This is a genomic window from Rhizobium indigoferae, assembly GCF_034554815.1.
GTDB classification, from domain to species: Bacteria; Pseudomonadota; Alphaproteobacteria; order Rhizobiales; family Rhizobiaceae; genus Rhizobium; species Rhizobium leguminosarum.
In genome coordinates this window covers 4,679,287-4,703,426 of record NZ_CP140635.1, presented here as the reverse complement: position 1 = coordinate 4,703,426, position 24,140 = coordinate 4,679,287, and the positions used below count along the sequence as shown (strand labels likewise).

Below are 24,140 nucleotides of genomic sequence, written 5' to 3'. Positions count from 1 at the left end.
GCCTCAGAAGCCGCTGTTGCTGTCGGCAACATCTTCGATCGTCGATGTCGTCGTCCGGTATTCCTGGATCGCATTGTTGCGCCGCTGCGCGTCGATCGGAGTCATGCCACGGGGCGCCACCAAATCCTCCGGATTGGCTATCTGGGCGGCCAGGTTGTTCTGCGAGGCGCAGCCGAAATTATAGTAATTCTGGTTGGTCAAATCGTTCGAGATGTCCTTCGGCCACTGACCGCATTGCGTGGTGATCGCGGTGGTGCCGGTAAAACTCAGCCGGATCGGCGCCGCATCGCCCGCGCCGGCGGCGGCATAGGAAGTGTTGACGATCTTCGAGCTTGCGATCCCTCGCGACGCCAGCTCGGCACGGACCTGATTGCGCAGCTGATAGGCTGCTGCCGCATTGGGCGAACCTTGCGGCGACAGCACGTAAACCGGGCCTGAGGCGCGCGAGATGTAGTTTGCGGCAAAGCCGCGGATGAGATCGCGCTGGGCGATGGTCAGGCGGCGATCGGTCGAGGCGACGGGTATATCCACCGTCTGCTCCGCCTCCGTAACGATGATCGGGTGGCGGGCGCGGTAGTCATCCGGAATGCCGCCGGTCGTCAGTTGGTCGTGCGGGCCGGCGCATCCGGAAAGGACGGCCACCGAAATGGCGGCTGCGGCCAAAAGCGCCTTCGAGATTCCGAGGTGGGGTGTCGTCGAATTCATATGGGCCATCGCCTGATCTCTGTTTTCTGCCAATGCTGCCGATCGTGCCCCGCTCATTTGTAGATGAACCCGATCGAGCCGTGGAACTGCGCGTCGGCGACGGGCGCCTCGCTGCGGCCATAGACCTTGTTGACACGGTTGAGGAAGAAGGTTGCGCCATCGTTTTCGGGGCTGAAATTGTCGTCCGGCCGGTTGAGCTGATTGCGCGCCACCGGACGTACCAGATAGGGCGTTGCGATGATGACGAGCTCGGTTTCCTGACGCTCGAAACCTTTCTGGCGGAAGAGCGTCCCGAGCAGTGGGATCTTCGAGACGCCTGGTGTGCCGCCCATCGTCTGAGAAACGTTGTCGCGGATAAGACCGGCGAGCGCGATCGAACCGCCCGAGGGCAGCTCCACCGAAGTCTCCGCCGAACGGCGCTGATAGGTGGCGTTGCCGCTGCCGGCCACCGGTTCGGAGACATTGGTCTTGATCTGCAGGCTGATGCGTCCCGATGACAGCACGACCGGTTTGAAGGCGAGGTTGATACCGTAGTTAAACGGCGTGACGGTGACGTTGCCGTTGCTGTCGGTCGTCGAATAAAGTTGCTGACCGCCGGAATTGAAGGTCGCGGCCTGGCCCGATATCGCCGTCAGCGTCGGCTCGGCGAGCGTCTTGACGACCTTGGCCTGCTCCAGCGCGTTGAGGTAGGTCGAAATATCGTATTTGCCGATCGAGCTCTTGAAGAGCGCCGCCAGACCGCCGCCAACCGTCGATGTGGCACTGTCGGTGCCGGGACTGCCGAGTTGGGCGACCGTCATGCCGGAGGAATTGGAAACCAGATTGTCGAAGCCGAGTTGCTTCAGCACCTCGCGGCGGACCTCGGCGATCGTCACCTTGAGGGTGACCTGGTCCTCGCCCTCAATCTGCAGGAGGTTGACGACCTGCGAAGTCTGGCGGCCTTCGGCAAATAGCGCCACCGAACTGTCGCCGCCGGTGCCGGATGCCGTCTCAGTTCTGGTCGTCGCCTCCCCACCCTTCAGGAAGACCTGCGCCAGATCGGCCGCCTGCGTGGCATCCTGCGGCGTGCGCACCGTGCCGGTCAGCACGATGTTGTCGGAGACGATTTCGACATTGATGTTGGAGTCGGGAATGAAGCGGCGGAGATTGACCTCGAGGCCGGAGACGTCGCGCTCGATCTCGATATCGAGATTGACGATCTCCTGTCCGCCGGCTCCGAAGACGAAGATATTGGTCTGGCCGACCTTCTTGCCGAACAGGTAGATGCGCCGCGAGGTGCGGGTCACAGCATCGGCCATGGTCGGATCGGAGACGAGGATATCATGCGCGTCCTCCGGCAGATCGACGACGACGGCCTTGTTGAGGCCGAGCTTCAGCCGGCGATGGGCATTGGAGCCGGTCTGCGAGATCCGGACCAGGCTATCGGAATCGGCGCGCGCCTCGCCTGCGCCGAGAACCGGAACGAAAGAGGCGGGCACTATACCGGAGACTCCGATTGCCAGCGAAAGGCAACCTGTCAGGAGAGGTCCGGCGCGCCGCGTTGAATTGCCCATTTGCACGTCCTTTTACTCCGCCTTCGATGCTGCGCTGGCATCCGTGACGATGGCGCCCGACTTGATGACCTGAATGATCGCACTGCCGTTGTCGCCGCTCAGGAGATAGTCGGCTGCACTTGTATCCTGCTCCTGCGCATCGGCGACTGAGCGCAGCGCGAGCGACAGCCGGTCCGCCATCTGCTGGGCGACAGCCAGAACCTTCGTTTGATCAGGGGTGAGCTCGAGTGTTGCGGTCGTGCCGACCACCGATTTCGAGCCATCGTCCTTTTCCTGGATCTGCTGGTCGATGGCGAGAACGCGGACATTGCTCAGCACGGTTTCGGTAATGAGCTTGTCGGCTTCGGTACCCTTGCGGACCATGATGACGTCGACGCGGTCGTTCGGCAGGATGAAACCACCGGCGCCGGTTGCCACCGATATCTCGGTCGCCACGGCGCGCTTGCCGGCCGGCAATAGCGAGGAAAGGATGCGGCTGCTGGAATCGGCGACCTTTTCCGGCCGGATCGGTTCGCCTTCGAAGATCGGAAGACGCACGACGGCGCCCTGCAGATCCTTGATCGCATCCGGCTTGTCGGCTTCGGTGATGAGGCCCGGGACGACGCCGCCCTGCGGCCAGGCCATCCAGTGCACCAACTTGTCGTCCAGCCTTGCGCCGACCGGCAGATTGGCGCTCGAGACGAGGATGTTGACGGTAGGCTCCTTCTCGACGACCGAGCGGACCTGGGTGACGACACCGCCACTGCCCGCCATGCGCATTGCCAGGAGGCCGGCGAGGCCGGCTGCCACCACGGCGACAGCTAGGATTATAAGGCGAGCCGGTTTCATCGATCATTCCTCAGGGCACGATATGTTCGCCCTGTAGAATGCTCAGCAATTGGTATAATTATGGTTAATGGAACGCTTACATTTTAAGTTAACGGGCATTTAAAATGCCGTTATTTCAGGCTTTCCAGCGCGGCGAGGAACAGCGGCGAGGAAGGAAAGGCCATGAAGCCGCCGATCGCGATCGCGATGCCGTAGGGGATCTTCTTGGCGTGGAGGACCGAGTTCGGCAGGGGTAGGCCGATTGCGAGGATGCTGTCTGATTGTGCTCGCACCAGCAGGATCAACAAGGTGACGAGGCCACCGATCATGGCAACGTCGGTCATCAGGAACGCAAGGGATTGATTGAGACCGAACCAGAGCGCGGTGGCGCTCAACAGCTTGGCGTCGCCGCCGCCCATCACATTGAAGGCAAATAGGGCGAAACAGGCGCTAAAGACAATGGCGGCAGCGGCAACATGCATGCCGATCGCCTCCAGGCCCAGGCCTGAGAGCGGCGCGAGTACGAGGAAAGAGGCGGTCAGGATCAGGGAAATACGGTTCGGGATCGTCATGGTGAACAGATCCGAGAAAGCCGCCATAGCGAGGCAGAGTGGCAGTATCACGAAGACAGCGTCTGCGATCATGCGTATACCCGATCATAACGAGATGCAAAAAGGCTCACGGCCGTTCAGCCTGTGAGCCCGCTCGGATAGTTCGGCCGGAGCAAATCCGGCCGGCATTGTGCGGATGCCGCTAGGCGGTCGCTGGCTCAGCCGCCACTCGCGGTGACGGAGCTGTCCATCTTGGTGCTCAGGCCGTTAAACGTATTGCCGATCTTGCCGCCGAGGCTCGTTGCGCCGGTGATGAGCGCTACGGAAATGAGGGCGGCAATCAGGCCGTATTCGATTGCGGTCGCGCCGGATTCGTCCTTCAGAAAACGGCTAAAAAGCTTGGTCATGGTAACTCCTAACTCCAGTTGATGTTCAGCACGTCCGCCAACTGTTTGCCGTTGATCGGATGACTTCAACCTAGCGAATGGCCGTTTCCATCGGCTTAAGGAAAAGAGTTAACGACATGTGAACGAGACAACAGGCCTTTGTAGAGTCAGTATTTTCTTACGCGCTTACCTCAATATTTAACAATATTCCGGGAATAATCGCTGCATTCATCCGGAAATAGCACAAATTCCGTCTCCAACCGAAGCGTGCGTCGCCCGGAGACCGTGCCAGATCGGAGCGTTACGCTTCATCCTGGAACAGAGCGGCAGACTTAAGGCTTCGTTCACCATTTTTTTCCATTCTATGTGCATATTGCGCTGTGATCGTGAAAGAGGACCAAATGTCATCGAGCGGCAAAACCATTTTCTTTGCCGGCATGATCGCCGTTTTCGGTATTTCGGGAGTTTCCGCGGCCGCAGACGATGACATGCTGCGCGTCTATATGGATCACGCGCGCGTATTGAAGCTCGACCGCCCCGTCAGCAAGGTGATCGTCGGCAATGCCAAGGTCGCCGATGCGACCGTCGCCGACGCCAAGACCATCGTGCTGACAGGACGCAGCTTCGGCACCACCAATCTGGTCCTTCTCGATGCCGACGGCAATGCGATCCTCGACGAGCGCATCCTGGTGTCGATCGACGAGGGCAATACGGTGCGCGTCTACCGACAGACCGAGCGCTCCGTGCTGTCCTGCACGCCGAACTGCGAGCAGCATGCGCAGCAAGCGGCCACCACGACCGCCTCACCCTGAGTACTATCTGGGAGCTTCCTCGACCATTCGTTAAAATCGTCGTGTCAGGTTGAAACGGAAAATCAACGAACAGACCGTAGTCTGACGAGTGGAAAATATCGCTCGGGTCCAGGCAATGACGGCAATTGATCAGCAGACGGATAAGCGGCGCGCCTTCGCCCCGTTCCGTTTCTCACGGTTTCGCGCTCTCGCCCGTTCGCGCGACGGCGCAGCGGCGATCGAATTCGCGCTGCTCGCCATTCCCTATTTCCTGGTGATTTTCGCAATCCTCGAAACTTTCGTCGCCTTCGCCGCCGAAGAACTCGTCTCCAACGGCGTTGATACGATGAGCCGCCGGATGCGAACCGGGCAGATCACCTATAATCTCGGCCGCACGACAGATATGAACCAGGCGCAATTCCGCCAGGCTTTCTGCGATGAGATCTCGATCCTGGTCCGCTGCTCGGCGAGCGAAGTCGCCACACCGAGCAAGCTCTACCTGGACGTACAGACGTTCAGTACCTTCTCGGCCATTCCGACGACGATCCCCAAGCTTTCCACCGACAAATATGCCGATATCAACACGGCGGCCTTCAAATATGCGCCGGGCGGCGCCGGCACGATCAACATGATGCGCGCCTATTACCGCTGGGAAATCATCACGGACCTGGTCCGGCCCTATATCACCACGATACGCCCCTCCGACGGTTCGATGCCGAGCCAATATCTGATCGTCGCAACCGCGGCCTTCCAGAACGAGCAGTATCCATAATGGCGTTGCGCAACCCGTTCACCAGATTGGTCCTGACGGCGCGGCGACTGGCCCGAGACCGCAAGGGCGCCGGAGCGATCGAATTCGCGATCCTCTTTCCCGTATTGATCATGCTCTATATCGGCGCTTTCGAGATTACGATCGGCCTCAGCGTCAGCAAGCGCGCGACACGCGCCGCAGGAACGGTGGCCGATCTCGTCACCCAGCAGCAATCCGTCACGAAGAGCGCGCTCGCGCAGATGCCATCGGTCGCAACGGCGATCTTCGTACCCTACAACTCGACGTCGCTAACGCTGAAGATCACCGGCATTACCATCGATGCCAGCGCCAATGCGAAGGTGCTCTGGTCCTGGGCGCAGGACGGGACGGTGCCCTATGCCAAGAACGCCACGGTGAGCAACGTGCCGTCTGATATGAAGACGGCGAACAGTTTCCTGGTCCGGACCGAGCTCAGCATCCCCTATACGATGTTCCTGTTCGCGCCGAACTTCATGCCGGACGGCATGCGCACGATCACCATCAGCCGCAGTTATTTCTACCGCCAGCGGCAAGGCGACTCGATCCCCTGCGGCGACTGCTGACGGCCCTTCCCACTTCTCGAATTTGCCAAGCCGGCCGCAGCATTATATGGCTGGATTTCAGCCGCCTCCGACATTCCAGAGGCCGGCGATCGGCTCTCTCGGGTGTAAAATGGCGCGTGCCTTTCTTTTCGTTCTGGATTCCTTCGGCGTTGGCGGAGCGCCGGATGCGTCGGCCTATGGCGACGAGGGCGCCGATACGCTCGGCCATATCGCCGAGTTCTGCGCAGCCGGAGCCGGGGACCGCGCCGGATTGCGCGAAGGGCCGCTTTCCCTGCCCAACATGTCGGAACTCGGGCTGATGCACATTGCGCGATCGGCGTCAGGCCGGTTCCCGGCCGGCATGCAGGTCCCAGAAAAGGTCTACGGCATTTATGGCGCCGCCACCGAAATCTCACGCGGCAAGGACACGCCATCAGGCCATTGGGAGATCGCGGGAACACCTGTCAGTTTCGATTGGGGTTATTTCCCGATCGAGGGCGACGCCTTTCCTCAAGAATTCATCGACGCATTGTGCAGGGAGGCTGGCGTGTCCGGCATTCTCGGCAACTGCCATGCCTCGGGAACAGAGATCATCGCCCGGCTGGGCGAGGAACATGTCCGCACCGGCAAGCCGATCTGCTATACTTCCTCGGATTCGGTCTTCCAGGTCGCTGCGCACGAGGTGCATTTCGGCCTCGATCGTCTGCTCGCCTTCTGCCGTTTGGCCAGGGGGCTGCTCGATCCCTACAATATCGGCCGCGTCATCGCCCGGCCCTTCATCGGCCAGTCTGCCGCTACCTTCCAGCGCACCGGAAACCGGCGCGACTTTTCCGTGCTGCCGCCGGAGCCGACGCTGCTCGACCGGCTTATCGAGCACGGACGACACGTGCACGCGGTGGGAAAGATCGGCGATATCTTCGCTCATCAGGGTATCTCGCGGGTCATCAAGGCGAACGGCAACGAGGCGCTGATGGATGCGTCGCTTTCGGCGATTGACGAGGCTGAGGACGGCGATCTCGTCTTCACCAATTTCGTCGATTTCGACATGATCTACGGCCATCGCCGCGACGTGCCGGGTTATGCCGCCGCCCTCGAGGCCTTCGATGCGCGCTTGCCCGAGGTCCACAAAAAATTGAAGCCCGGCGATCTCGTCGTGCTCACCGCCGATCATGGCTGCGATCCGACCTGGCGCGGCACGGACCATACGCGCGAGCGCGTGCCTGTCATCGCCTATGGTCCCGGCATCCGGTCGCGTTCGATCGGCGTGCGCCGCAGCTATGCCGATATCGGCGAGAGCATCGCTCGGCATCTCGGCATCCCGACCGGGCCGCACGGAAGGAGTTTTCTGTGACATCGCATTTGAAGAAGGTCGAACTGCACTGCCATTTGGAGGGTGCGGCCCCTCCAGCTCTGACCGCGGCGCAGGCGCAGAAATATGGCGTCGACATTAGCGCTGAACTTCGCGACGGAGCCTATGTCTGGCATGATTTCGCAAGCTTCCTCGAATGTTACGACAAGGTTTCCGAGGTCTACAGGACCGAGGAGGACTATGCGCTTCTGACCGAAACCTATCTCGACGAACTCGCCGGCATCCATACGATCTACAGCGAACTCATCGTCTCGCCCGATCACGGCAAGCGCATCGGCCTGGGGGCCGACGCCTATATTGCGGGTATCTGCGAAGGCATCCGGCGAGCCAGGGAAAAGAGCGGCATCGAGGCCCGGCTGATCGTCACCGGCGAGCGGCATTTCGGTCCGGAGAGCGTGATTGGTGCTGCCGAATATGCGGCAAAGGCCGCCAATCCTTTGATTACCGGCTTCAACCTTGCCGGCGAGGAGCGCATGGGGCGCGTCGCCGATTATGCCCGCGCCTTCGATATCGCCCGCGATGCCGGCCTCGGACTGACCATCCATGCCGGCGAGGTCTGCGGCGCCTTCAGCGTCGCCGACGCGCTCGATGCGGTGCGCCCCTCGCGCATCGGTCATGGGGTGCGCGCCATCGAGGATCTCGATCTGGTGAAGCGGCTTGCCGATCTCGGCACCGTGCTCGAGATCTGCCCGGGCTCCAATATCGCGCTCGGGGTCTTTCCCGATTTTGCTTCCCATCCGCTGCGCCGGCTGAAGGAAGCAGGCGTGGGGGTGACGATCAGCTCGGACGATCCGCCTTTCTTCCATACCTCGCTTAAGCAGGAATACGAATTTGCCGCAGGGGTTTTCGGTTTCAGCGACGCCGAGATCGACGCGATGACACGCACTGCGATCGAGGCGGCCTTCGTCGACGAGCAGACGCGCAAGGTCTTGCTTGCCCGGCTTTGAGGGTAGAGGTTGGGGAAGATCGGCGCAAATTGACCACCACTCTTGCGGTCGGGCCGATTTCCGTGAAAGAAACATTCGATAGAAAGAATGAAAGGCTTCCCCATGGACGGCGTCACGGTCATCGATCATCCGCTTGTGCAGCACAAGCTCACCATCATGCGGCGCAAGGAGACATCGACGGGAAGTTTCCGGCGTTTGCTGCGCGAAATCTCGACACTGCTCTGCTACGAGGTGACCCGCGATCTCGAACTGACAATGGAAACGATCGAGACACCGCTGCAGACGATGGAGTCGCCGATCCTCGAAGGCAAGAAGCTGGTCTTCGCCTCGATCCTGCGCGCCGGCAACGGATTGCTCGAAGGCATGCTCGATCTCGTGCCATCCGCGCGCGTCTCGCATATCGGCGTCTATCGCGACCACGAGACGCTGCAGCCGGTCGAATATTACTTCAAGGCGCCGGAGGACGTGGCCGAGCGACTGATCATCGTCGTCGACCCGATGCTTGCAACCGGCAATTCCTCGATCGCGGCGATCGACAAGCTCAAGGAGCGCGGCGCCCACAATATCCGCTTCCTCTGCCTGCTTGCCGCGCCGGAAGGCATCCGCAACTTCCGTGCGGCGCATCCCGATGTTCCGGTTTTCACCGCATCGATCGACAGTCATCTCAACGAGAAGGGCTATATCGTGCCCGGTCTCGGCGATGCCGGCGACCGCATGTACGGCACCAAGTAATTTCAGCTTTCCTTTACCAAATCGAAAGACTTTACGGCCCGGTGGTTCGCTCCGGGCCTTTCGGCGTCGATATTAGCAACTTATCAGCACTTGAGGTTTAGGAGGTCTGAAGCATGAGGCCCCGCATGAAGCGGGGTTTATACAGGAAGGATTTCTGTTTCATGCTCGTGCGTACCGTCCTATTCGCCAGCATCGCCGCGGTGCTCGCCACACAGGTGCCTTCCTTCTTCGGAGGCACCAGCCAGCAGCCTGCTGACGCTCTCTCCGCCAATTATGTATCGACCGAAACCGACCAACCGGCCGCACCGGAGCCCGTCTACGGCAGCAATGCGATCCGCCTGCAGGCCGATGCACAGGGCCACTATACCGGCAGCTTCAAGATCAACGGCAAGCCGGTGCAAGGTCTGATCGATACCGGCGCCACCTATGTGGCGCTCAACGAGACGCTCGCCCGCCGACTGGGCTTCACCGCCAACCAGCTCGATTTCCGCTACGGGGTGAACACTGCGAACGGCCAGACGAAGGCCGCGCATGTGACACTCGACCGGGTCGAAATCGGCGGCATTCGCGTCCGCGATGTCGAAGCCTTCGTCCTGAGGGACGATGCGCTGACGACGACGCTGGTCGGCATGAGTTTCCTGCAGAAGCTCGCCTCCTATTCCGTCGCCGACGGTTCGCTCAGCCTCAAGCAGTAAACTGCGTCAAACAAGGCCTGCAATCACCGGCGTCGTCTCCGGCTTGTCGTCAGTAATGCGGTAGTGCATGGCAAGCGCCGCAGCCGCCCTCTCCGCCGCGGCTTCGTCAGCGGCATGAACGAGAGCGATCGGTTCGCCCGCGGTCACACGGGTGCCAAGCGGCAGGAGTTCGGAAAAGCCGACGCGATGGTCGATCCGATCCGACGGATGGCGTCTTCCGCCGCCGAGATCGATGACGCTAACGCCGATACCGCGCGCATCGCAGGCGGCAAGCCAGCCGGACCGGGCGGCCGGAACGGGTTTTTCCACAGGCGCCCTGGCCAGGTGTCGGTCGGGATTTTCGATGAGGTCGGACGGGCCGCCGAGCATCGATACCATACGCGCGAAGACTTCAGCCGCCTTTCCCGATGACAAGGCCTGACGCGCCATCCCCTCGGCTTCGTCAGGCGAAGCGGCGATGCCTGATTTCACCAGCATCTCGGCGGCGAAGGCGAGAACGACGATATCAAGCCGCGTGTCTCTTTTCCTGCCTGCCAGGAAATCCAGGCAGTTGCGCATCTCGACGGCATTGCCGGCACTATCGGCAAGCGGCTGGTTCATGTCGGTGATCAGGGCCGAGGTTTTCACGCCTGCGCCATTGGCCACCTCGACCAGCGATTGCGCCAGGATCTCCGCCTGGCCGCGGTCAGCCATGAAAGCGCCGTTGCCAACCTTGACGTCAAGCACCAGCGTCTCGAGCCCGGCCGCAATTTTCTTCGAGAGGATAGAGGCGGTGATGAGGGGAATGGAATCGACGGTGGCGGTCACATCGCGCACGGCATAGAGCCTGCCGTCGGCGGGCGCCAAGGTGCCGGTCTGGCCGATGATAGCGCATCCCGCCTCCTTCACGACCTTGTGGAACAGGTCGGCGTCCGGAGTGATCCTATAGCCGGGAATGGATTCAAGCTTATCCAGCGTGCCGCCGGTGTGGCCGAGACCGCGTCCGGAGATCATCGGAACGGCGAGGCCGCAGGCGGCGGCGATCGGCGCCAGCATCAGCGAAACATTGTCGCCGACGCCGCCGGTCGAATGTTTGTCGGCGATCGGACGGTCGATATCGGCCCATTGCAGCCTGTCCCCGGAATCGGCCATCGCCAGCGTCAAGGCCACGATTTCGGCCCGCGACATGCCCTTGAACCAGACGGCCATGGCGAATGCGCCGATCTGGCCTTCCGACAATCGACCGGCAGCGAGTGCCGCGATGAAGGACCTGATATCGGCGGCGTCAAGTTCGTCGCCATCGCGCTTACGCCGAATGATCTCCTGCGGAATCATTTCAGTAGCTCGACGCCGCAGCTGATGCTGACTGTGTTCCGCTTAGAACCGCCAGGATATCGTCAAGCAGGTCGGAAGCGCCGAAGCGGAACGTCGACGGCATCGGCCAGTCCGGTGTCATGATGGTTTCGGCAAGGCTCAGATAGAGTGCGGCATCGGCCACCGAGCCGATACCGCCTGCCGGCTTGAAGCCGACCTTGCGGCCGCTTTCGCGGATAGCGCGGATCATGATGTCGGCGGCTTCGAGCGTCGCGTTGACGGCGACCTTGCCGGTGGAGGTCTTGATGAAATCGGCGCCGGCTTCAATGGCGAGTTCGGAGGCACGGCGGATCAATGCCGCATCCTTCAGCTCGCCAGTCTCGATGATGACCTTCAGAAGAACGGGGCCGGCGCATTCGGCGCGCACGGCCTTGACCATGTCGGTCACCGCCTTCTCGTTCCCGGCGAGCAGCTTGCGGTAGGGAATGACCAGATCGATCTCATCGGCTCCATCGGCAATCGCCTCGCGTGCTTCAGCAGCGACATCGGCCACTTCCATATCGCCAGAGGGGAGGTTGACGACGGTCGCGATACGCACGGCATGGCCGGTGCCAAGGATATTGCGGGCCTGAGCGACGAACCGCGGCCAGATGCAGATCGCAGCACTGTTGCCGTAGGGCGTCTGCGCGCGGGTGCAGAGCGCGTCGATCTGCGCCTCGGTGCAATCATCCTTCAAATTGGTGAGGTCGAGAAGAGAAAGGGCGACAGCCGCCGTTTCCCGGTTGGAATAGCTATTCATCTTCGCTTCCTCTAGAGCATGATGCCGAAAAGTGTGCGCGGTTTTCGGACGACATCATGCTCTAACTATATAATTTAGAACAGGATTCAGATTTTAGGCCGACCCGGCCTAAAATCATCCTGTTCTAGCCGCAATCATGTCTTTCAGTATCGCGGCGAGACGGGCGCCGCCGATGGGCGCCATGTCCTTGGTTTCTTCATGGCTAAGCTCATTGCCGGTCATGCCTGCCCCATAGTTGGTGATAACGGAGGCGGCGGCAACCCTCAGGCCCAGCATTCTTGCGATGATCACCTCGGGCACCGTCGACATGCCGACGGCATCGGCGCCAAGGATGCGCGCCATGCGGATTTCCGCCGGAGTTTCAAAGCTTGGACCGGAGAACCACATATAGACACCCTGCGCCAGCTCGATTTTAAGCTTTGCCGCTGCCCTCTGCATCGCCGCGGCAAGTCCGGCGTCATAGGCATTGGTCATGCCGACGAAACGATGATCGCTTTCCTCACCGATCAGCGGGTTCATGCCGGAATAGTTGATATGGTCGGTGATCTGCATCACCGAACCGGGCGGCATGTCGTCACGCAGCGATCCGGCCGAATTGGTCAGGATCAGCACTTCGACGCCGAGCGCCTTCAGCACCTCGATCGGCAGGCGCATGGCGTTGGCATCGCCCTTCTCGTAATAATGCACGCGGCCGGAGAGCATGACGACAGGCACGCCGCCGAGGCGGCCGGCGACGACTTCGCCTGCATGGCCGGAGACAGCGCTGACGGGAAAGCCCGGCAGGTCGCGATAGGGAACACGGACGGCGCCGTCCAGCTCACCGACGAGGGAGCCGAGACCCGAGCCGAGCACGATGCCGTGGCGCGGCTTGATGCCGCCGAGCAGTGCGGCGAGCAGGCTGACCGTCGCCTTCATCCGAGTTCAGTCTCGAAGCTGAAGGGAAGAAGCTCTTCCATAGTCATGGTCTTCTTCACGCCTGCTTCATCGCAGAGGTAGATCTTCGTCTCCTTGGAGGCGAATTCGGAGATCTTCTGGCGGCAGCCGCCGCAGGGCGGGCAGAGCGGCAGCTTCTCGGCAATGACAGCCATTTCGACGATCTTCTTCGCGCCGCCCATGATCATGGCGCTGATCGCCGTCGGCTCGGCGCACCATCCTTGCGGAAAGGAGAGGTTTTCGATGTTGGCGCCGGTATAGACCTTGCCGTCCTCGGCGCGGATCGCCGCGCCGACCGGAAATTTCGAATAGGGCGCATGGGCAAAGGCCATGGCGCCGCGGGCGGCTTCGAACAGATCGTGAGACATATCAACGCTCCTTCGTATAAGGTACGCCACCGGCTTTTGGCGGAGTCGCGACGCCGATGAAGCCAGCAAGCAGGACGCAGGTCAGGACATAGGGCAGCGCCTGGAAAACCTGAACCGGCACTTCGCCGATCAGCGGCACCTGCTTTCCCTGCATGAAATTTGCCAGCGCATCGAGGAAGCCGAAGAGCAAGCAGGCAAACATGACGGGTACAGGCTTCCACTTGGCGAAGACGAGAGCTGCGAGCGCGATGTAGCCCTTGCCGGCCGACATGTCCTTGATGAAGGCGGCGGACTGGGCGATTGCCAGATAGGTGCCGGCGAAGCCGCAGAGAATGCCCGCACACATGACGGCGCGGTAACGCAGCCAGGCGACCGAGATGCCGGCCGTATCGACCGCACCCGGGTTTTCGCCGACGGCGCGCAGCCGCAGGCCGAAACGTGTGCGGTAAAGCACCCACCAGGAAAACGGCACGGCGAGGAAGGCGAGATAGGTGAGGACATTGTTGCCAGATATGACGTTGGCATAGATCGGGCCGATGATCGGTATGTCGCGAGCAGTATCGGCGCCCGGCAGGATGATCGGTGCGAAGCGCGACTCCGGCGACAGCTGCGGCGTGCGCCCGCCCTGGCCAAACCAGGCCTGCCCAAGCACGATGGTGATGCCGGCGATGAAGAAGTTGATCGCGACACCCGAGACGATCTGGTTGCCACGGTTGGTGATCGAGGCGAAGCCATGCACCAGGCTCAGCGCCACCGAACAGAGGATGCCGGCACCGAGCCCGAGCCAGGCCGAATCGGTGAGATAGGCAACGCAGGCCGCGGCAAAGGCCGAGCCCAGCATCTTGCCCTCAAGGCCGATATCGAAGATGCCGGCGCGCTCCGAAAACAGACCGGCAAGGGCAGTGAAGATCAGCGGGATCGACAGGCGGATGGTCGAGCTCAGAACGCTGATGAAGATGTCATAATAATCCATCGCCCGCTCCTTAACCGCGCTTGAACTGTTGGTAGAGGCGCACCATTGCCGGCCGGAACATGTATTCCAGCGCGCCGGCAAAGAGGATCACCAGACCCTGGATGACGAGGATCATCTCGCGGGTGATGTTCGGCATTTCGAAGGAAATCCAGTCACCGCCCTGGTAGAGAATGCCGAAGAGAATCGCTGCCATGATGATGCCGAGCGGATGGTTGCGTCCCATCAGCGAGACGGCAATGCCGACGAAGCCGGCACCACCGACGAATTCCACCTGCAGGCGGGCCGACGAACCCATGACGGGGTTCAGCGCCATCATGCCGGCAAGCGCTCCGGAGAGCAGCATGGCGATGATCACGGTGCGGGCATAGGGGATGCCGGCATAGGCCGCCGCCGTCGGGCTGACGCCCAGCGTGCGCATCTCGAAACCGAGCTTGGTGCGCCAGACGAGCAACCAGACGAGGTAGCTGACAACGAGCGCAATGATGAAGGAGACGTTGAACGGGGCAGCCCCCAGCTTGGCGCCGAACAGCTGCATGACCCAACCGAGCTTCGGCAATTGGCCGCCTTCGAGGAAGGTGCGGGTTTCCGGCGCCATCTTGCCGGGCACGATCAGCACATGCACCAGGAGATACACCATCAGTGTCGCGCCGATATAATTGAACATGATCGTCGTAATGACGATGTGGCTGCCGCGTTTTGCCTGCAGGAAGGCCGGGATGAAGGCCCAGGCCGCACCAAACAGGCCGGCGCCAACGACGGCGATCGGCATCGTCACATACCATGGCACGTAACGATCGAGCGCCAGCGCCACCAGCGCGCAGCCGAGGCCGCCGACATAGGCCTGGCCTTCGGAGCCGATGTTGAAGAGGCCGGAATGGATCGCCACCGCGACGGAGAGGCCGGTGAAGATGAAGCTCGTCGCGTAATACAGCGTGAAGCCGATGCCTTCGCCATTGCCGAGCGCGCCCTGGATCAGCAGCGACAGCGCATCGAGCGGGCTTTCCCCGATTATCCAGACGACGAAGCCGGAGATCAGGAAGGCGACGACGAGGTTCAAAATCGGGATGAGGCCGTAATTGATCCAGTTTGGTAGTGGAACGGAAGCAGTGCTCATAAAGGCCTCACGCGGCAATGCCGGCCATCATCAGGCCGAGGGTCTGTTCACCGGCATCGGGCGTCTTCTCGCCGACGATATGGCCGGCAAACATGACAAGGATACGGTCTGAAAGGGAGCGGATTTCATCGAGTTCGACGGAGACGAGCAGGATCGCCTTGCCCGCGTCACGCATTTCGATAATCCGGCGGTGGATGAATTCGATGGCGCCGATATCGACGCCGCGTGTCGGCTGGCCAATGATCAGCATCTTCGGATCGCGTTCGATCTCACGGGCAACGACGATCTTCTGCTGGTTGCCGCCGGAGAAATTCGCCGTCTTCAGCCGCGGGTTCGGCGGGCGGATATCGTATTTTTCGATCTTTTCCATTGCATCCTTGCGGATCGCATCGAGATCGAGCAGCGGGCCTTTGCTGTAAGCCGGGCGGCGATGGTAGCCGAGCACGGAATTTTCATATTCCTCGAATTTCAGCACCAGGCCCATATGGTGGCGATCCTCGGGAATATGAGCGAGGCCGAGATCACGCAGGCGGGCGGGATCGGCCTTGTCGATCGTCTGACCGTCGAGAAGAATTTCACCGGAGGTCGGCTTGCGGATGCCGGCAATCGCCTCCAGCAATTCGGACTGGCCATTACCGGCGACACCGGCGATGCCGACGATCTCACCGGCGCGCACGTCGAAGGAGACGTTGTCGACCATGGTGACGCCGCGATTATCCTTGACCGTGAGGTTGCGGACGGACAGCACGGCGGCTTGCGGGTTCGCCTCGCCCTTCCGCACGCGCAGCAGCACGCGGCGGCCGACCATCAGCTCGGCGAGTTCCTCCACCGTCGTCTCCGACGTCTTGCGGGTCGCGACCATTTCGCCGCGGCGCATGACCGAGACCGTATCGGTGATTGCCATGATCTCGCGCAGCTTGTGGGTGATGAGGATGATGGTCTTGCCCTGATCGCGCAGCACCTTGAGGATGCGGAAAAGGTGATCGGCCTCGGCCGGGGTCAACACGCCTGTGGGCTCGTCGAGGATCAGGATCTCGGCGCCGCGATACATGGCTTTCAGGATCTCGACACGCTGCTGCAGGCCGACCGGGAGTTCCTCGATCAGCGTGTCGGGATCGACCTCCAGGCCATATTCCGTTTCCAGTCGCTTGAGCTCGGCGCGGGCCGAGGCAACACCCTTGGCCAGCAACATGCCGCCTTCGGCGCCAAGCATGATGTTCTCGAGCACCGTGAAATTGTCGACCAGCATGAAATGCTGGTGCACCATGCCGATGCCGGTGGCGATCGCCGCCTGGCTGTCACGGATGGTGACGGGATTGCCGTTGACGCGGATCTCGCCGCTGTCGGCATGGTAGAAACCATAGATGATCGACATCAAGGTCGATTTGCCGGCGCCGTTTTCGCCGATGATGCCGTGGATCGTCCCCTTGGCAACGGTGAGGTTGATGTCCTTGTTGGCGTGGACGGCACCGAATTTCTTGTCGATGCCGACAAGCTCGATAGCGGGCTTATCTGTCACTGCAGACTCCAAATAAGAAAAGGGCGTATGGCGAAAGTCCCCTCCGCCATACGCCCGATCTCAATCGTCGATCACATTCGGGCGAGGATCACTTCGGGCAAGCGTTGTCCGAGGTGTAATCGTGAACCTTGATGGTTCCCGCGATGATGTCGGCCTTGGCCTTGTCGACGGCAGCCTGCATTTCCGGCGTGATCAGAGACTTGTTGTGCTCATCGATCGCCGCGCCAACACCGTCTTCCTTGACGCCGAGCGCCTGGACGCCACCGGTGAACTTGTCGTTCTTGGTGTCGTTATAAGCATTGTAGACGGCGAGGTCGACGCGCTTGACCATCGAGGTCAGGACCGAGCCCGGATGCAGGTAGTTCTGGTTGGAGTCGACGCCGATCGACAGCTTCTTGTTGTCGGCGGCCGTCTGCAGAACGCCGAGACCGGTGGCACCAGCTGCCGCGTAAACGACGTCAGCGCCCTGGTCGATCTGGTTCTTGGTGAGCTCACCGCCGCGGACCGGGTCGTTCCAGGCAGCGCCCGTGGTGCCGGTCATGTTCTGGAAGACTTCGATATCGGCCTTGACGGAGCGTGCGCCCTGCTCGTAGCCGCATTCGAACTTGCGGATCAGCGGAATGTCCATGCCGCCGACGAAGCCTACCTTGCCTGACTTCGACGCCATGCCGGCGAGAACGCCGACGAGGTAGGAGCCTTCTTCTTCCTTGTAGACAACCGAGCGGACGTTCGGCTTGTCGACGACGGAGTCAACGATGATGAACTTGGTATCCGGGAATTCGGCTGCAACCTTCTCGATGGCCGAAGTCCAGGCGAAGGAAACAGCAACCACCGGATTGAAACCGCGGCTTGCGAAATTGCGGATGGCCTGTTCGCCCTGGGTGTCGCCCGTCGGCTCGAAGTCGCGATAGGCAATGCCCGTCTCGGCCTTGAACTTCTCGGCACCGTTATAGGCCGCCTCGTTAAAGGACTTATCGAACTTCCCGCCGGTGCCGTAAACCAGCGCCGGCTTGACATCGGCGGCAAGCGCCGTCGTCGACACGGCAGCCACGGCAAAGAGAGTGAGAAGGGATTTTTTCATTGTGCAGCCCTGTTGTTGCTATTCGTTAGGGGTCCTCCCGCAAGCCCTTTCCGGGCATGTCTGCGGAACCACCGACCTCCCCCCGGAGGCCTGGCTGCGCGCATCCTTGCATGGCTCACGGAAAAATTCACCAGAAATTTTTCAGCTGGTAAAGATTTGCAGCGATTGCCGAAAATCAGCTCTTCGGGGCTGATTTTTGGACATTCCTTGCATCAGAATGCGGATTTTCTAGCCAATCCGACGGCAGATACCGAGGTCGAAGAGCTGGCGATGCCCAACGGGATTTCCCGCCGGATCGTGCCGGTAAAACCACCTTGCTATGCGGTGAAGCGACCGGCCACCGGCGGCTTCTTGTAGCCGATCATCCACAGAAGCAGCGCGATCACCAGGAAAACGGCAAAGGCCGGCTGGAGCATCAGCCACTGGAAGATCAAGGTGTAGAAACGCGGGTGGATATAATAGGAAAGGGAGGATTGCAGCGACGTAAGGGTTGTCGGACTCACATCCTGCCAGGCATCGGAGATCGGCGTCATCACCACGGAGGACGCCGCAACCGACTGGATCGAATCGATGGTCCCGGCAATAACCGCCGCCGCAAGCGCGACAAGACTCGCCAGACGCAACAGGAAACGCATCAATTCCTCCGACGCTCGATATGCCGGACAATTCCGGCCGGCCGCGCCATTCTCCACCTTAGAGAATTACACACGTCGATGAGGTGAAGCACAATGGAGTGGCCGAGGCGAGTTTTATCGGAAGAAGTCAAAAAACTGTTAGATTTCGGTTGATCGACAAAAATTCATCGGTATATATCGCGCCGTTCCGACGATTTGCTCCTATCCGGGCGCGAACGCCAAAAAAGGACAGGTGGCCGAGTGGTTTAAGGCGCACGCCTGGAACGCGTGTGTACGTGAAAGCGTACCGTGGGTTCGAATCCCACCCTGTCCGCCATATCCCTCATTTTCAATATTGATTCAAACCGTATCGAGAGCGGGACGCGGAAGCGTTGTGGCGGCACGCTTCGCTGGAACAAGCCGGTCGTCCGCATATTCTCAAGGGCGCTGAAGCAAGGCGCGTCCAATCGGCTTCGGATTCTCGCTGCGCAACACGAGAGATGTCGTCACGGCCCCAAAACGCGCGATCGTGTCAACGATCGTTTCCAGCTCTCCCGGCGACGGAACCAGCACCTTCAAAAGGAAACAGTCCTCTCCGGTGAGGCGCAATACTTCCATGACCTGCGGCATCTCCGCGAACTGTTTCAGGCAGGCTTTGATATGCTCATGCGTCGTGCGCAGGCGAAGCACAGCCGTCATTCCAATTCCCAAAGCGGTGGGGTCGATACGGGCGGAGTAACCGACAATGATGCCGCGGTCTTCCAGCCGCTTGACCCGTTCCGATGCTGCCGGCTGAGAGAGCCCGACCCTTCGACCGAGTTCGGAAATCGCAATGCGGCCATTTTCCTGCATCGCTTCGATAATGGCGATATCGGTTGGATCGAGCAGTACCCGATTGTTTTCCTGAAAAGCCATGGGATCACCTTGAAATCATCGGAGAGAGACGCGGTTTTCCGATGATCATTCATTCCGAAGCAAATGAAAATGTATCATTTTCACCTGCACGGACGATCAGAGGAAAAGACATGAAGGACATCATCATATTGCCGGGGATTGGCGGTTCGGGCGAGGCTCATTGGCAAACACGCTGGGAAAAGTCGAACCCGGAAATGCGACGTTTTCAACCAGCCGATTGGGAAAAACCCGATCTGGCGGACTGGATTTCAGCCCTGGAGCGCGCCGTCGGCGCATCGGCAACCCCTCCCCTGCTGGTCGCCCACAGCCTTGCCTGTCTGCTGGTCGCTCATTGGCAGCAGGCTTCTTCGCTTGCCGTTGCCGGAGCATTTCTTGTGGCGGTCCCGGATCCGCAGTCCGCGTCATTCCCTGAGGAGGCGGCCGGATTCGCCGATCCGCCGCCGCAAAAGATACGCTTCCCCACTCTGATCATCGCAAGCGCCGATGATCCTTTCGGCACGCTCGACCATGCCCATGCGCGAGCGGATCTGTGGGGCAGCGGTCTTGTCGCGATCGGTCCTTTTGGCCATATCAACGGGCAAAGCGGCCTTGAGGACTGGGGCCAGGGAAAGGCCTTGCTGACGGCGTTTTCCGCCGGATTGGCAAAATCTGATCGGCCTTGATCTTGTTTTCGAGTTCACGATCAAATGGCCCAAACAGGCCTTGCCTGTGCTGGACGTGTCGGGACGGAGCAACGAAATGCCCCGCTCGCAAGCGTGCGTTCGTCTCATCGAACCCGTCGCTCCGGCGGCGCGGCGAGGTTCAAAGCGCCGAAAGATTCCTGATTTTTTACCATGCGGCTTCACCGCGTCTTTGCACGTTTGGGTTTACCGTCTGACAAAATCAAAAACAGAGGTAAAACAGGTGGAAGAACTTTCGGTAAAGTCGAAGATCATCAAATCCGTCTATTTCAGCCAGGACGACGGGCGGCTCAGGATTTGTTTCAAGAATGGCGAGGAGCGTCTGTTCGAAGGCGTTCCCTCCTCGGAAGCGCATGCGATGACGGTGGCGCCGTCTCCCGGCCATTATTATCTCGACCGGATCAGAACCCGGTTTCGCAGACTGGCAGCCTGAAAATTCGAGCGGTAGCGCCCGGTACGCATTGCGGGGCTGCGCGAGATCGGGACGAGGCCGGTGGATATTAACCGGTTGTTAGCCCTCGATATCATCTGGGTTGGATCGCCCTTGCCGGAAAGCGCCAACGTGTCGGCGCTGCCGGCCTGTTCAAGGTCGGCCAGCCGGGAGGCTCGGCGGCGGACCCCAGCCAGGAAGTCGAGCCTCCCCGTCACGGGTGCTCGTTGTGTGCGTGATGACGAAGCGCATGAGCGGCTCGCGGACGCCGCCATGCTCTGCTTGTCTGATTGAAATGACCCCGGGCCGGTTGCGACCTAATCGTCCCCCGAACTAACGAATTGGGGCTAATCCTGTGAAAAACCCGAATTGTCGCATCCGGACTCGACAATGCTTTATTAGCATGATTGCATAAATCGGGATAAAGACGGGGGTAATGATGTTCGAGAATCTGCTTGAGATGCAGGAGCGTGGCGCACGGGACCGTGCGCGTGGCCGCAGTCTGGCCGACAATCCGATGTCGAAGCCGGATATCCTGCCGATCACCGATTTTCAGGAATGGTACTCGATGTTCGACGCCTGGCGCTTCGGTTGGTCGATCGAGGATGCGATGGCGGGGCACATCAATATGCCCCGGGATGGCGGCACATTGGCCCAGACCTACACCAGAACGGTCTGATCGATCCTGTCCTCGGCGCCGAAGAATTTCAGGTAGCGCTCGACCTCGGCCGGTTCGCCGGTCGCCTTCTGTGGATTGTCGGAGAGCTTCACCGCCGGCCGGCCGTTGGCGTCGCTGACCTTGCAAACGACGGAGATCGGGTTGAGGCCGGAGATCTCGATCGGCGCGCAGCCGGAAAAATCGTTCGTCAGGTTGGTGCCCCAGCCGAAGCTCATGCGCACGCGGCCTTCAAAATGCCGGTAGGTATCGATGATGGCGTCGACATCGAGGCCGTCAGAGAAGATCAGCAGCTTCTGGCGCGGATCGCGGCCCATCTTCTTCCACCAGTCGATAATCTTCTCGCCGCCTTCGATCGGCGGGGCACTGTCCGGGCGGAAACCGGTCCAGTCGGCGACCCATTCCGGCGCATCGCGCAGGAAGGCGGCGGTGCCAAAGGCATCGGGCAGCACGATCAGAAGGTTGCCGCCATAGAGCTTGTTCCAGTCGCGCAGGATCTTGTAGGGCGCGTTGCGCAACTGCTCGTCGGTTTCGGCAAGGGCGGCGGCCACCATCGGCAGCTCGTGAGCATTGGTGCCGACCGCCTCGAGATCGGAATCCATAGCCAGCAATACGTTGCTGGTACCGGCAAAAGCAGGCCCGATGCCTTCCTTCAGTGCCTCGACGCACCAGCGCTGCCAGAGGAAACTGTGACGGCGGCGGGTGCCGAAATCGGAGATCCGTAAGCCCGGCAATTCCTTCAGCCGCTCGACCTTCGACCACATCTTCGCCTTGGCCCTGGCATAGAGCACATCGAGGGTGAAGGGACCGAGCGCCTTCATCGCCGAGCGCGACCGCAGCTCGTTGACGATGGCGAGCGCGGGGATTTCCCACATGGTGGTTTCCTTCCACGATCCGTGGAAATCCAGCACATATTGGCCGTCCTTCTTCGACAGCTCGTATTCGGGCAACTGGAAATTGGAAAGCCAGGCGAGGAATTCCGGTTCGAAAATCTGGGCGCGACCATAGAAGCTGTTACCCGCAAGCCAGATCATCTCCTTCTTGGAGAGTCTCAGCGTGCGGGCATGATCGAGCTGCTCGCGCAATTCGCCTTCATCGAGCTCCTCGGCGAGACGCACCCGTTTGGTGCGGTTAATCAGGGTGAAGGACGCGTTCACGTCAGGATAGAGCTTCCAGATCATCTGCAGCATCAGGAGCTTATAGAAGTCGGTATCGATCAGGCTGCGGATGATCGGATCGAGTTTCCAGGCGTGATTGTAGACGCGTCTTGCGATATCAGTCCTGGCCATGAAATTCCTGCCCCTGTCCACTCCGGTCAGGTGCTGCCAAATTCCCGGGTATTGCCAAGTTCCGGGCCAGCGCACGAAACCGGCTCGTGTGCCTTCTTATCGAAAAATCGGCGGCTAAAGTCCAGACAAAACAATAAACGTCCCGCCGCAGTGTCACGGCGGGACGTGAACATGGTTTTGCTCACGATTATCGGGCCGGCGTTGCGGGCGCCACATTCGGAGCGGCCGGCGTGGTGTTCGGCGTTTCGGTTGGAACGGCAGTGCCGTTCTGTAGCGCCGGCGCGGCGGGCGGAGCAGGCTGCTGCGACTGAAGCTGCTGGCCTGGCTGCTGCGGCGCCACCTCGTTCGCTTCGCGCTTTCCCCAAATCTCGACCGGTATCCAAACAACGAAGGCAAGCACCAGCGCGACGATCAATACGGTCAGAATGCGATAACCCGTGCGTCCCTGCCTTGCCTTCACCGGCGGGATCAGCTCTTCCTTGTGAAGCTTGCCATCGGACTTTTCCCAGCGTGTTTCCGTCTGATGCGCCATCATCGTCTCCTTCCGCTGTCTTAACCGGCCTTGCCGGCCGCAAGAATTTCCGCAAAGGAAACGGGTGGCTGTCTGGAAGGTTCCGAAAGCTCAATAGCCGGCGGCGCGGTCGACCACGAATTGCAGCGGCTCGCCGCGCTCGAAACGGGCAATCTGCGTCTCGACATGACGGAACAGCGCATTTTCTTCGGACACCGCCGCGTCGTGCGGCGTGAGGAAGACGTTCTGCAAGTCCCACAATGGGCTGTCTGATGCAAGCGGCTCCGCCTCGAAGACATCGAGGGATGCGCCGCCGAGGGTGCCGTCACGGATGGCGGAAACGATATCGGCCTCGACCTGGCTCTTGCCGCGGCCGGCATTGATGAAGACCGCTTGCCCAAGCGCGCCGTTGCGGCGCAGCTTCGCAAACAGCCCGGCGTCATAGAAGCCTGACGTTTCAGGCGTCAGCGGCAGCAGGCCGACGAGGATGTCGGTCCTTGCGAGGAAGTTGTCCAACTCGCTGGCATCGAAAGTTTCGACGCCGTCGATCTGTTTGCGGCTGCGCGACCAGCCGATAACGTTAAAACCCATCACCCTCAGCTTGGCGACCGCGTCCTGCCCGAGAATGCCGAGGCCCATGACGCCGACCGTCACCTCAGCCGCCTCCGGCGCGATCAGCTTGGCCCATTCACGTTGCCGCTGGTGGTTGTCATGGGCGTATTGCCCGCGCAGATGCATCAGGCATTGCATGACAACCCATTCACTCATGCGGGTCGTCAGGCTGCGATCGACGAAGCGAACGATCGGGATCTCGGGCAGGCCGGCCATGCCGATGATGTGGTCGACGCCGGCGCCTCCCGAAAAGATTACCTTGAGGTTCGGCGCCCGCGCGAAAAGGTCGGCATCCGGTTTCCAGAGAAGCGCGTATTCGACCGCGCGGAGATCGCGGGCCTGATGGCCCGGATCGGCGAGATTGATGCTGCCCCGGTCGGCAAACGCCGTCTTCAGCACGCGGGCGACGCCTTCGGGATTGAACTTGATATCGACGAGAACGGGAGGACGGGCGGACATGATCTT

General features: G+C 60.7%; 28 protein-coding genes and 1 tRNA gene. 11 read left to right on the top strand and 18 right to left on the bottom strand.

Annotated features, from left to right (window positions below; all coding sequences use genetic code 11):
• Window positions 1–3 precede the first annotated feature (3 nt).
• From U5G49_RS23025 to U5G49_RS23005, 5 genes are all read right to left on the bottom strand, one after another.
• Window positions 4–762, bottom strand: a complete 759-nt coding sequence (locus U5G49_RS23025; RefSeq protein ID WP_018244344.1) for a CpaD family pilus assembly protein — start codon at window positions 760–762, stop codon at window positions 4–6.
• A complete protein-coding gene (locus U5G49_RS23020) occupies window positions 759–2,258 on the bottom strand; it encodes a type II and III secretion system protein family protein (RefSeq protein WP_032981355.1) in 1,500 nt (499 codons plus the stop codon). The genes U5G49_RS23025 and U5G49_RS23020 overlap by 4 nt, the downstream gene beginning before the upstream one ends.
• A 12-nt stretch (window positions 2,259–2,270) precedes the next feature.
• Window positions 2,271–3,086 carry a Flp pilus assembly protein CpaB gene (cpaB, locus tag U5G49_RS23015; protein ID WP_193446458.1) on the bottom strand — a complete coding sequence of 272 codons (816 nt, stop codon included), beginning with the start codon at window positions 3,084–3,086 and terminating at the stop codon, window positions 2,271–2,273.
• 110 nt (window positions 3,087–3,196) lie between these two features.
• Window positions 3,197–3,709, bottom strand: coding sequence for an A24 family peptidase (locus tag U5G49_RS23010; RefSeq protein WP_047617518.1), 513 nt, complete (start codon window positions 3,707–3,709; stop codon window positions 3,197–3,199).
• Between the two features lie 125 nt (window positions 3,710–3,834).
• Window positions 3,835–4,023: a Flp family type IVb pilin gene (locus U5G49_RS23005; RefSeq protein WP_003555874.1), complete on the bottom strand. Its 189-nt coding sequence runs from the start codon at window positions 4,021–4,023 to the stop codon at window positions 3,835–3,837.
• A 380-nt stretch (window positions 4,024–4,403) separates the two neighbouring features.
• On the opposite strand from U5G49_RS23005, the gene U5G49_RS23000 reads away from it, so the two are divergent.
• The 7 genes from U5G49_RS23000 to U5G49_RS22970 all read left to right on the top strand — a co-directional run bounded on the left by U5G49_RS23000 (window position 4,404) and on the right by U5G49_RS22970 (window position 9,868).
• Window positions 4,404–4,814 carry a pilus assembly protein N-terminal domain-containing protein gene (locus U5G49_RS23000; protein ID WP_027682168.1) on the top strand — a complete coding sequence of 137 codons (411 nt, stop codon included), beginning with the start codon at window positions 4,404–4,406 and terminating at the stop codon, window positions 4,812–4,814.
• Window positions 4,815–4,929: 115 nt separating this feature from the next.
• Window positions 4,930–5,565, top strand: coding sequence for a TadE/TadG family type IV pilus assembly protein (locus tag U5G49_RS22995; RefSeq protein WP_047617523.1), 636 nt, complete (start codon window positions 4,930–4,932; stop codon window positions 5,563–5,565).
• Complete coding sequence (locus tag U5G49_RS22990) at window positions 5,565–6,146, top strand: TadE/TadG family type IV pilus assembly protein (RefSeq protein WP_047617525.1); 582 nt, start codon at window positions 5,565–5,567, stop codon at window positions 6,144–6,146. The genes U5G49_RS22995 and U5G49_RS22990 overlap by 1 nt, the downstream gene beginning before the upstream one ends.
• A gap of 109 nt (window positions 6,147–6,255) precedes the next feature.
• Window positions 6,256–7,476 carry a phosphopentomutase gene (locus U5G49_RS22985; protein WP_193446459.1) on the top strand — a complete coding sequence of 407 codons (1,221 nt, stop codon included), beginning with the start codon at window positions 6,256–6,258 and terminating at the stop codon, window positions 7,474–7,476.
• The gene (locus U5G49_RS22980; RefSeq protein ID WP_131630976.1) at window positions 7,473–8,441 is read left to right on the top strand and encodes an adenosine deaminase; all 969 of its coding nucleotides are present in this window, start codon (window positions 7,473–7,475) and stop codon (window positions 8,439–8,441) included. Before U5G49_RS22985 ends, U5G49_RS22980 begins: the two co-directional genes overlap by 4 nt.
• A gap of 102 nt (window positions 8,442–8,543) precedes the next feature.
• Complete coding sequence (upp, locus tag U5G49_RS22975; protein ID WP_012759721.1) at window positions 8,544–9,173, top strand: uracil phosphoribosyltransferase; 630 nt, start codon at window positions 8,544–8,546, stop codon at window positions 9,171–9,173.
• A 125-nt stretch (window positions 9,174–9,298) separates the two neighbouring features.
• Window positions 9,299–9,868 carry a TIGR02281 family clan AA aspartic protease gene (locus U5G49_RS22970; RefSeq protein WP_018244334.1) on the top strand — a complete coding sequence of 190 codons (570 nt, stop codon included), beginning with the start codon at window positions 9,299–9,301 and terminating at the stop codon, window positions 9,866–9,868.
• Window positions 9,869–9,874: 6 nt separating this feature from the next.
• Here the strand turns inward: U5G49_RS22970 and deoA are convergent, their stop codons facing one another.
• From deoA to U5G49_RS22925, 9 genes are all read right to left on the bottom strand, one after another.
• Complete coding sequence (gene deoA / locus U5G49_RS22965) at window positions 9,875–11,182, bottom strand: thymidine phosphorylase (protein ID WP_193446460.1); 1,308 nt, start codon at window positions 11,180–11,182, stop codon at window positions 9,875–9,877.
• 1 nt (window position 11,183) lies between these two features.
• Window positions 11,184–11,960 carry a deoxyribose-phosphate aldolase gene (gene deoC, locus U5G49_RS22960; protein ID WP_193446461.1) on the bottom strand — a complete coding sequence of 259 codons (777 nt, stop codon included), beginning with the start codon at window positions 11,958–11,960 and terminating at the stop codon, window positions 11,184–11,186.
• 114 nt (window positions 11,961–12,074) lie between these two features.
• On the bottom strand, window positions 12,075–12,875 hold the full coding sequence (locus U5G49_RS22955; RefSeq protein WP_193446462.1) for a purine-nucleoside phosphorylase: 801 nt from the start codon (window positions 12,873–12,875) through the stop codon (window positions 12,075–12,077).
• On the bottom strand, window positions 12,872–13,261 hold the full coding sequence (locus tag U5G49_RS22950) for a cytidine deaminase (RefSeq protein ID WP_003555864.1): 390 nt from the start codon (window positions 13,259–13,261) through the stop codon (window positions 12,872–12,874). Before U5G49_RS22950 ends, U5G49_RS22955 begins: the two co-directional genes overlap by 4 nt.
• A gap of 1 nt (window position 13,262) precedes the next feature.
• On the bottom strand, window positions 13,263–14,234 hold the full coding sequence (locus tag U5G49_RS22945; RefSeq protein WP_028731816.1) for an ABC transporter permease: 972 nt from the start codon (window positions 14,232–14,234) through the stop codon (window positions 13,263–13,265).
• Window positions 14,235–14,244: 10 nt separating this feature from the next.
• Window positions 14,245–15,348 carry an ABC transporter permease gene (locus U5G49_RS22940; RefSeq protein ID WP_112905691.1) on the bottom strand — a complete coding sequence of 368 codons (1,104 nt, stop codon included), beginning with the start codon at window positions 15,346–15,348 and terminating at the stop codon, window positions 14,245–14,247.
• Between the two features lie 7 nt (window positions 15,349–15,355).
• Window positions 15,356–16,867: an ABC transporter ATP-binding protein gene (locus U5G49_RS22935; protein WP_193446463.1), complete on the bottom strand. Its 1,512-nt coding sequence runs from the start codon at window positions 16,865–16,867 to the stop codon at window positions 15,356–15,358.
• An 88-nt stretch (window positions 16,868–16,955) separates the two neighbouring features.
• On the bottom strand, window positions 16,956–17,948 hold the full coding sequence (locus tag U5G49_RS22930; RefSeq protein ID WP_018244326.1) for a BMP family lipoprotein: 993 nt from the start codon (window positions 17,946–17,948) through the stop codon (window positions 16,956–16,958).
• Window positions 17,949–18,265: 317 nt separating this feature from the next.
• On the bottom strand, window positions 18,266–18,583 hold the full coding sequence (locus U5G49_RS22925; RefSeq protein WP_003544459.1) for a hypothetical protein: 318 nt from the start codon (window positions 18,581–18,583) through the stop codon (window positions 18,266–18,268).
• Between the two features lie 226 nt (window positions 18,584–18,809).
• Here U5G49_RS22925 and U5G49_RS22920 point away from each other — a divergent pair.
• Window positions 18,810–18,899, top strand: a tRNA-Ser gene (locus tag U5G49_RS22920).
• Between the two features lie 101 nt (window positions 18,900–19,000).
• On the opposite strand, the gene U5G49_RS22915 is transcribed toward U5G49_RS22920, so the two are convergent.
• Entirely contained in the window at window positions 19,001–19,477 is a 477-nt protein-coding gene (locus tag U5G49_RS22915; RefSeq protein WP_018447980.1) for an Lrp/AsnC family transcriptional regulator, read from the bottom strand.
• A gap of 41 nt (window positions 19,478–19,518) precedes the next feature.
• On the opposite strand from U5G49_RS22915, the gene U5G49_RS22910 reads away from it, so the two are divergent.
• The 3 genes from U5G49_RS22910 to U5G49_RS22900 all read left to right on the top strand — a co-directional run bounded on the left by U5G49_RS22910 (window position 19,519) and on the right by U5G49_RS22900 (window position 21,266).
• On the top strand, window positions 19,519–20,139 hold the full coding sequence (locus U5G49_RS22910; RefSeq protein ID WP_193446464.1) for an RBBP9/YdeN family alpha/beta hydrolase: 621 nt from the start codon (window positions 19,519–19,521) through the stop codon (window positions 20,137–20,139).
• Between the two features lie 241 nt (window positions 20,140–20,380).
• Window positions 20,381–20,590, top strand: a complete 210-nt coding sequence (locus U5G49_RS22905) for a KTSC domain-containing protein (protein ID WP_003589248.1) — start codon at window positions 20,381–20,383, stop codon at window positions 20,588–20,590.
• Window positions 20,591–21,026: 436 nt separating this feature from the next.
• Window positions 21,027–21,266 (top strand): CrpP-related protein, encoded by a 240-nt coding sequence (locus U5G49_RS22900; protein WP_018244322.1) that lies wholly within the window; start codon window positions 21,027–21,029, stop codon window positions 21,264–21,266.
• On the opposite strand, the gene pncB is transcribed toward U5G49_RS22900, so the two are convergent.
• From pncB to U5G49_RS22885, 3 genes are all read right to left on the bottom strand, one after another.
• Window positions 21,248–22,552 (bottom strand): nicotinate phosphoribosyltransferase, encoded by a 1,305-nt coding sequence (gene pncB / locus U5G49_RS22895; protein ID WP_011650004.1) that lies wholly within the window; start codon window positions 22,550–22,552, stop codon window positions 21,248–21,250. The genes U5G49_RS22900 and pncB overlap by 19 nt on opposite strands.
• A gap of 187 nt (window positions 22,553–22,739) precedes the next feature.
• The gene (locus U5G49_RS22890; RefSeq protein ID WP_026230918.1) at window positions 22,740–23,087 is read right to left on the bottom strand and encodes a hypothetical protein; all 348 of its coding nucleotides are present in this window, start codon (window positions 23,085–23,087) and stop codon (window positions 22,740–22,742) included.
• Window positions 23,088–23,174: 87 nt separating this feature from the next.
• On the bottom strand, window positions 23,175–24,134 hold the full coding sequence (locus U5G49_RS22885; RefSeq protein ID WP_168318910.1) for a 2-hydroxyacid dehydrogenase: 960 nt from the start codon (window positions 24,132–24,134) through the stop codon (window positions 23,175–23,177).
• Window positions 24,135–24,140: the final 6 nt, after the last annotated feature.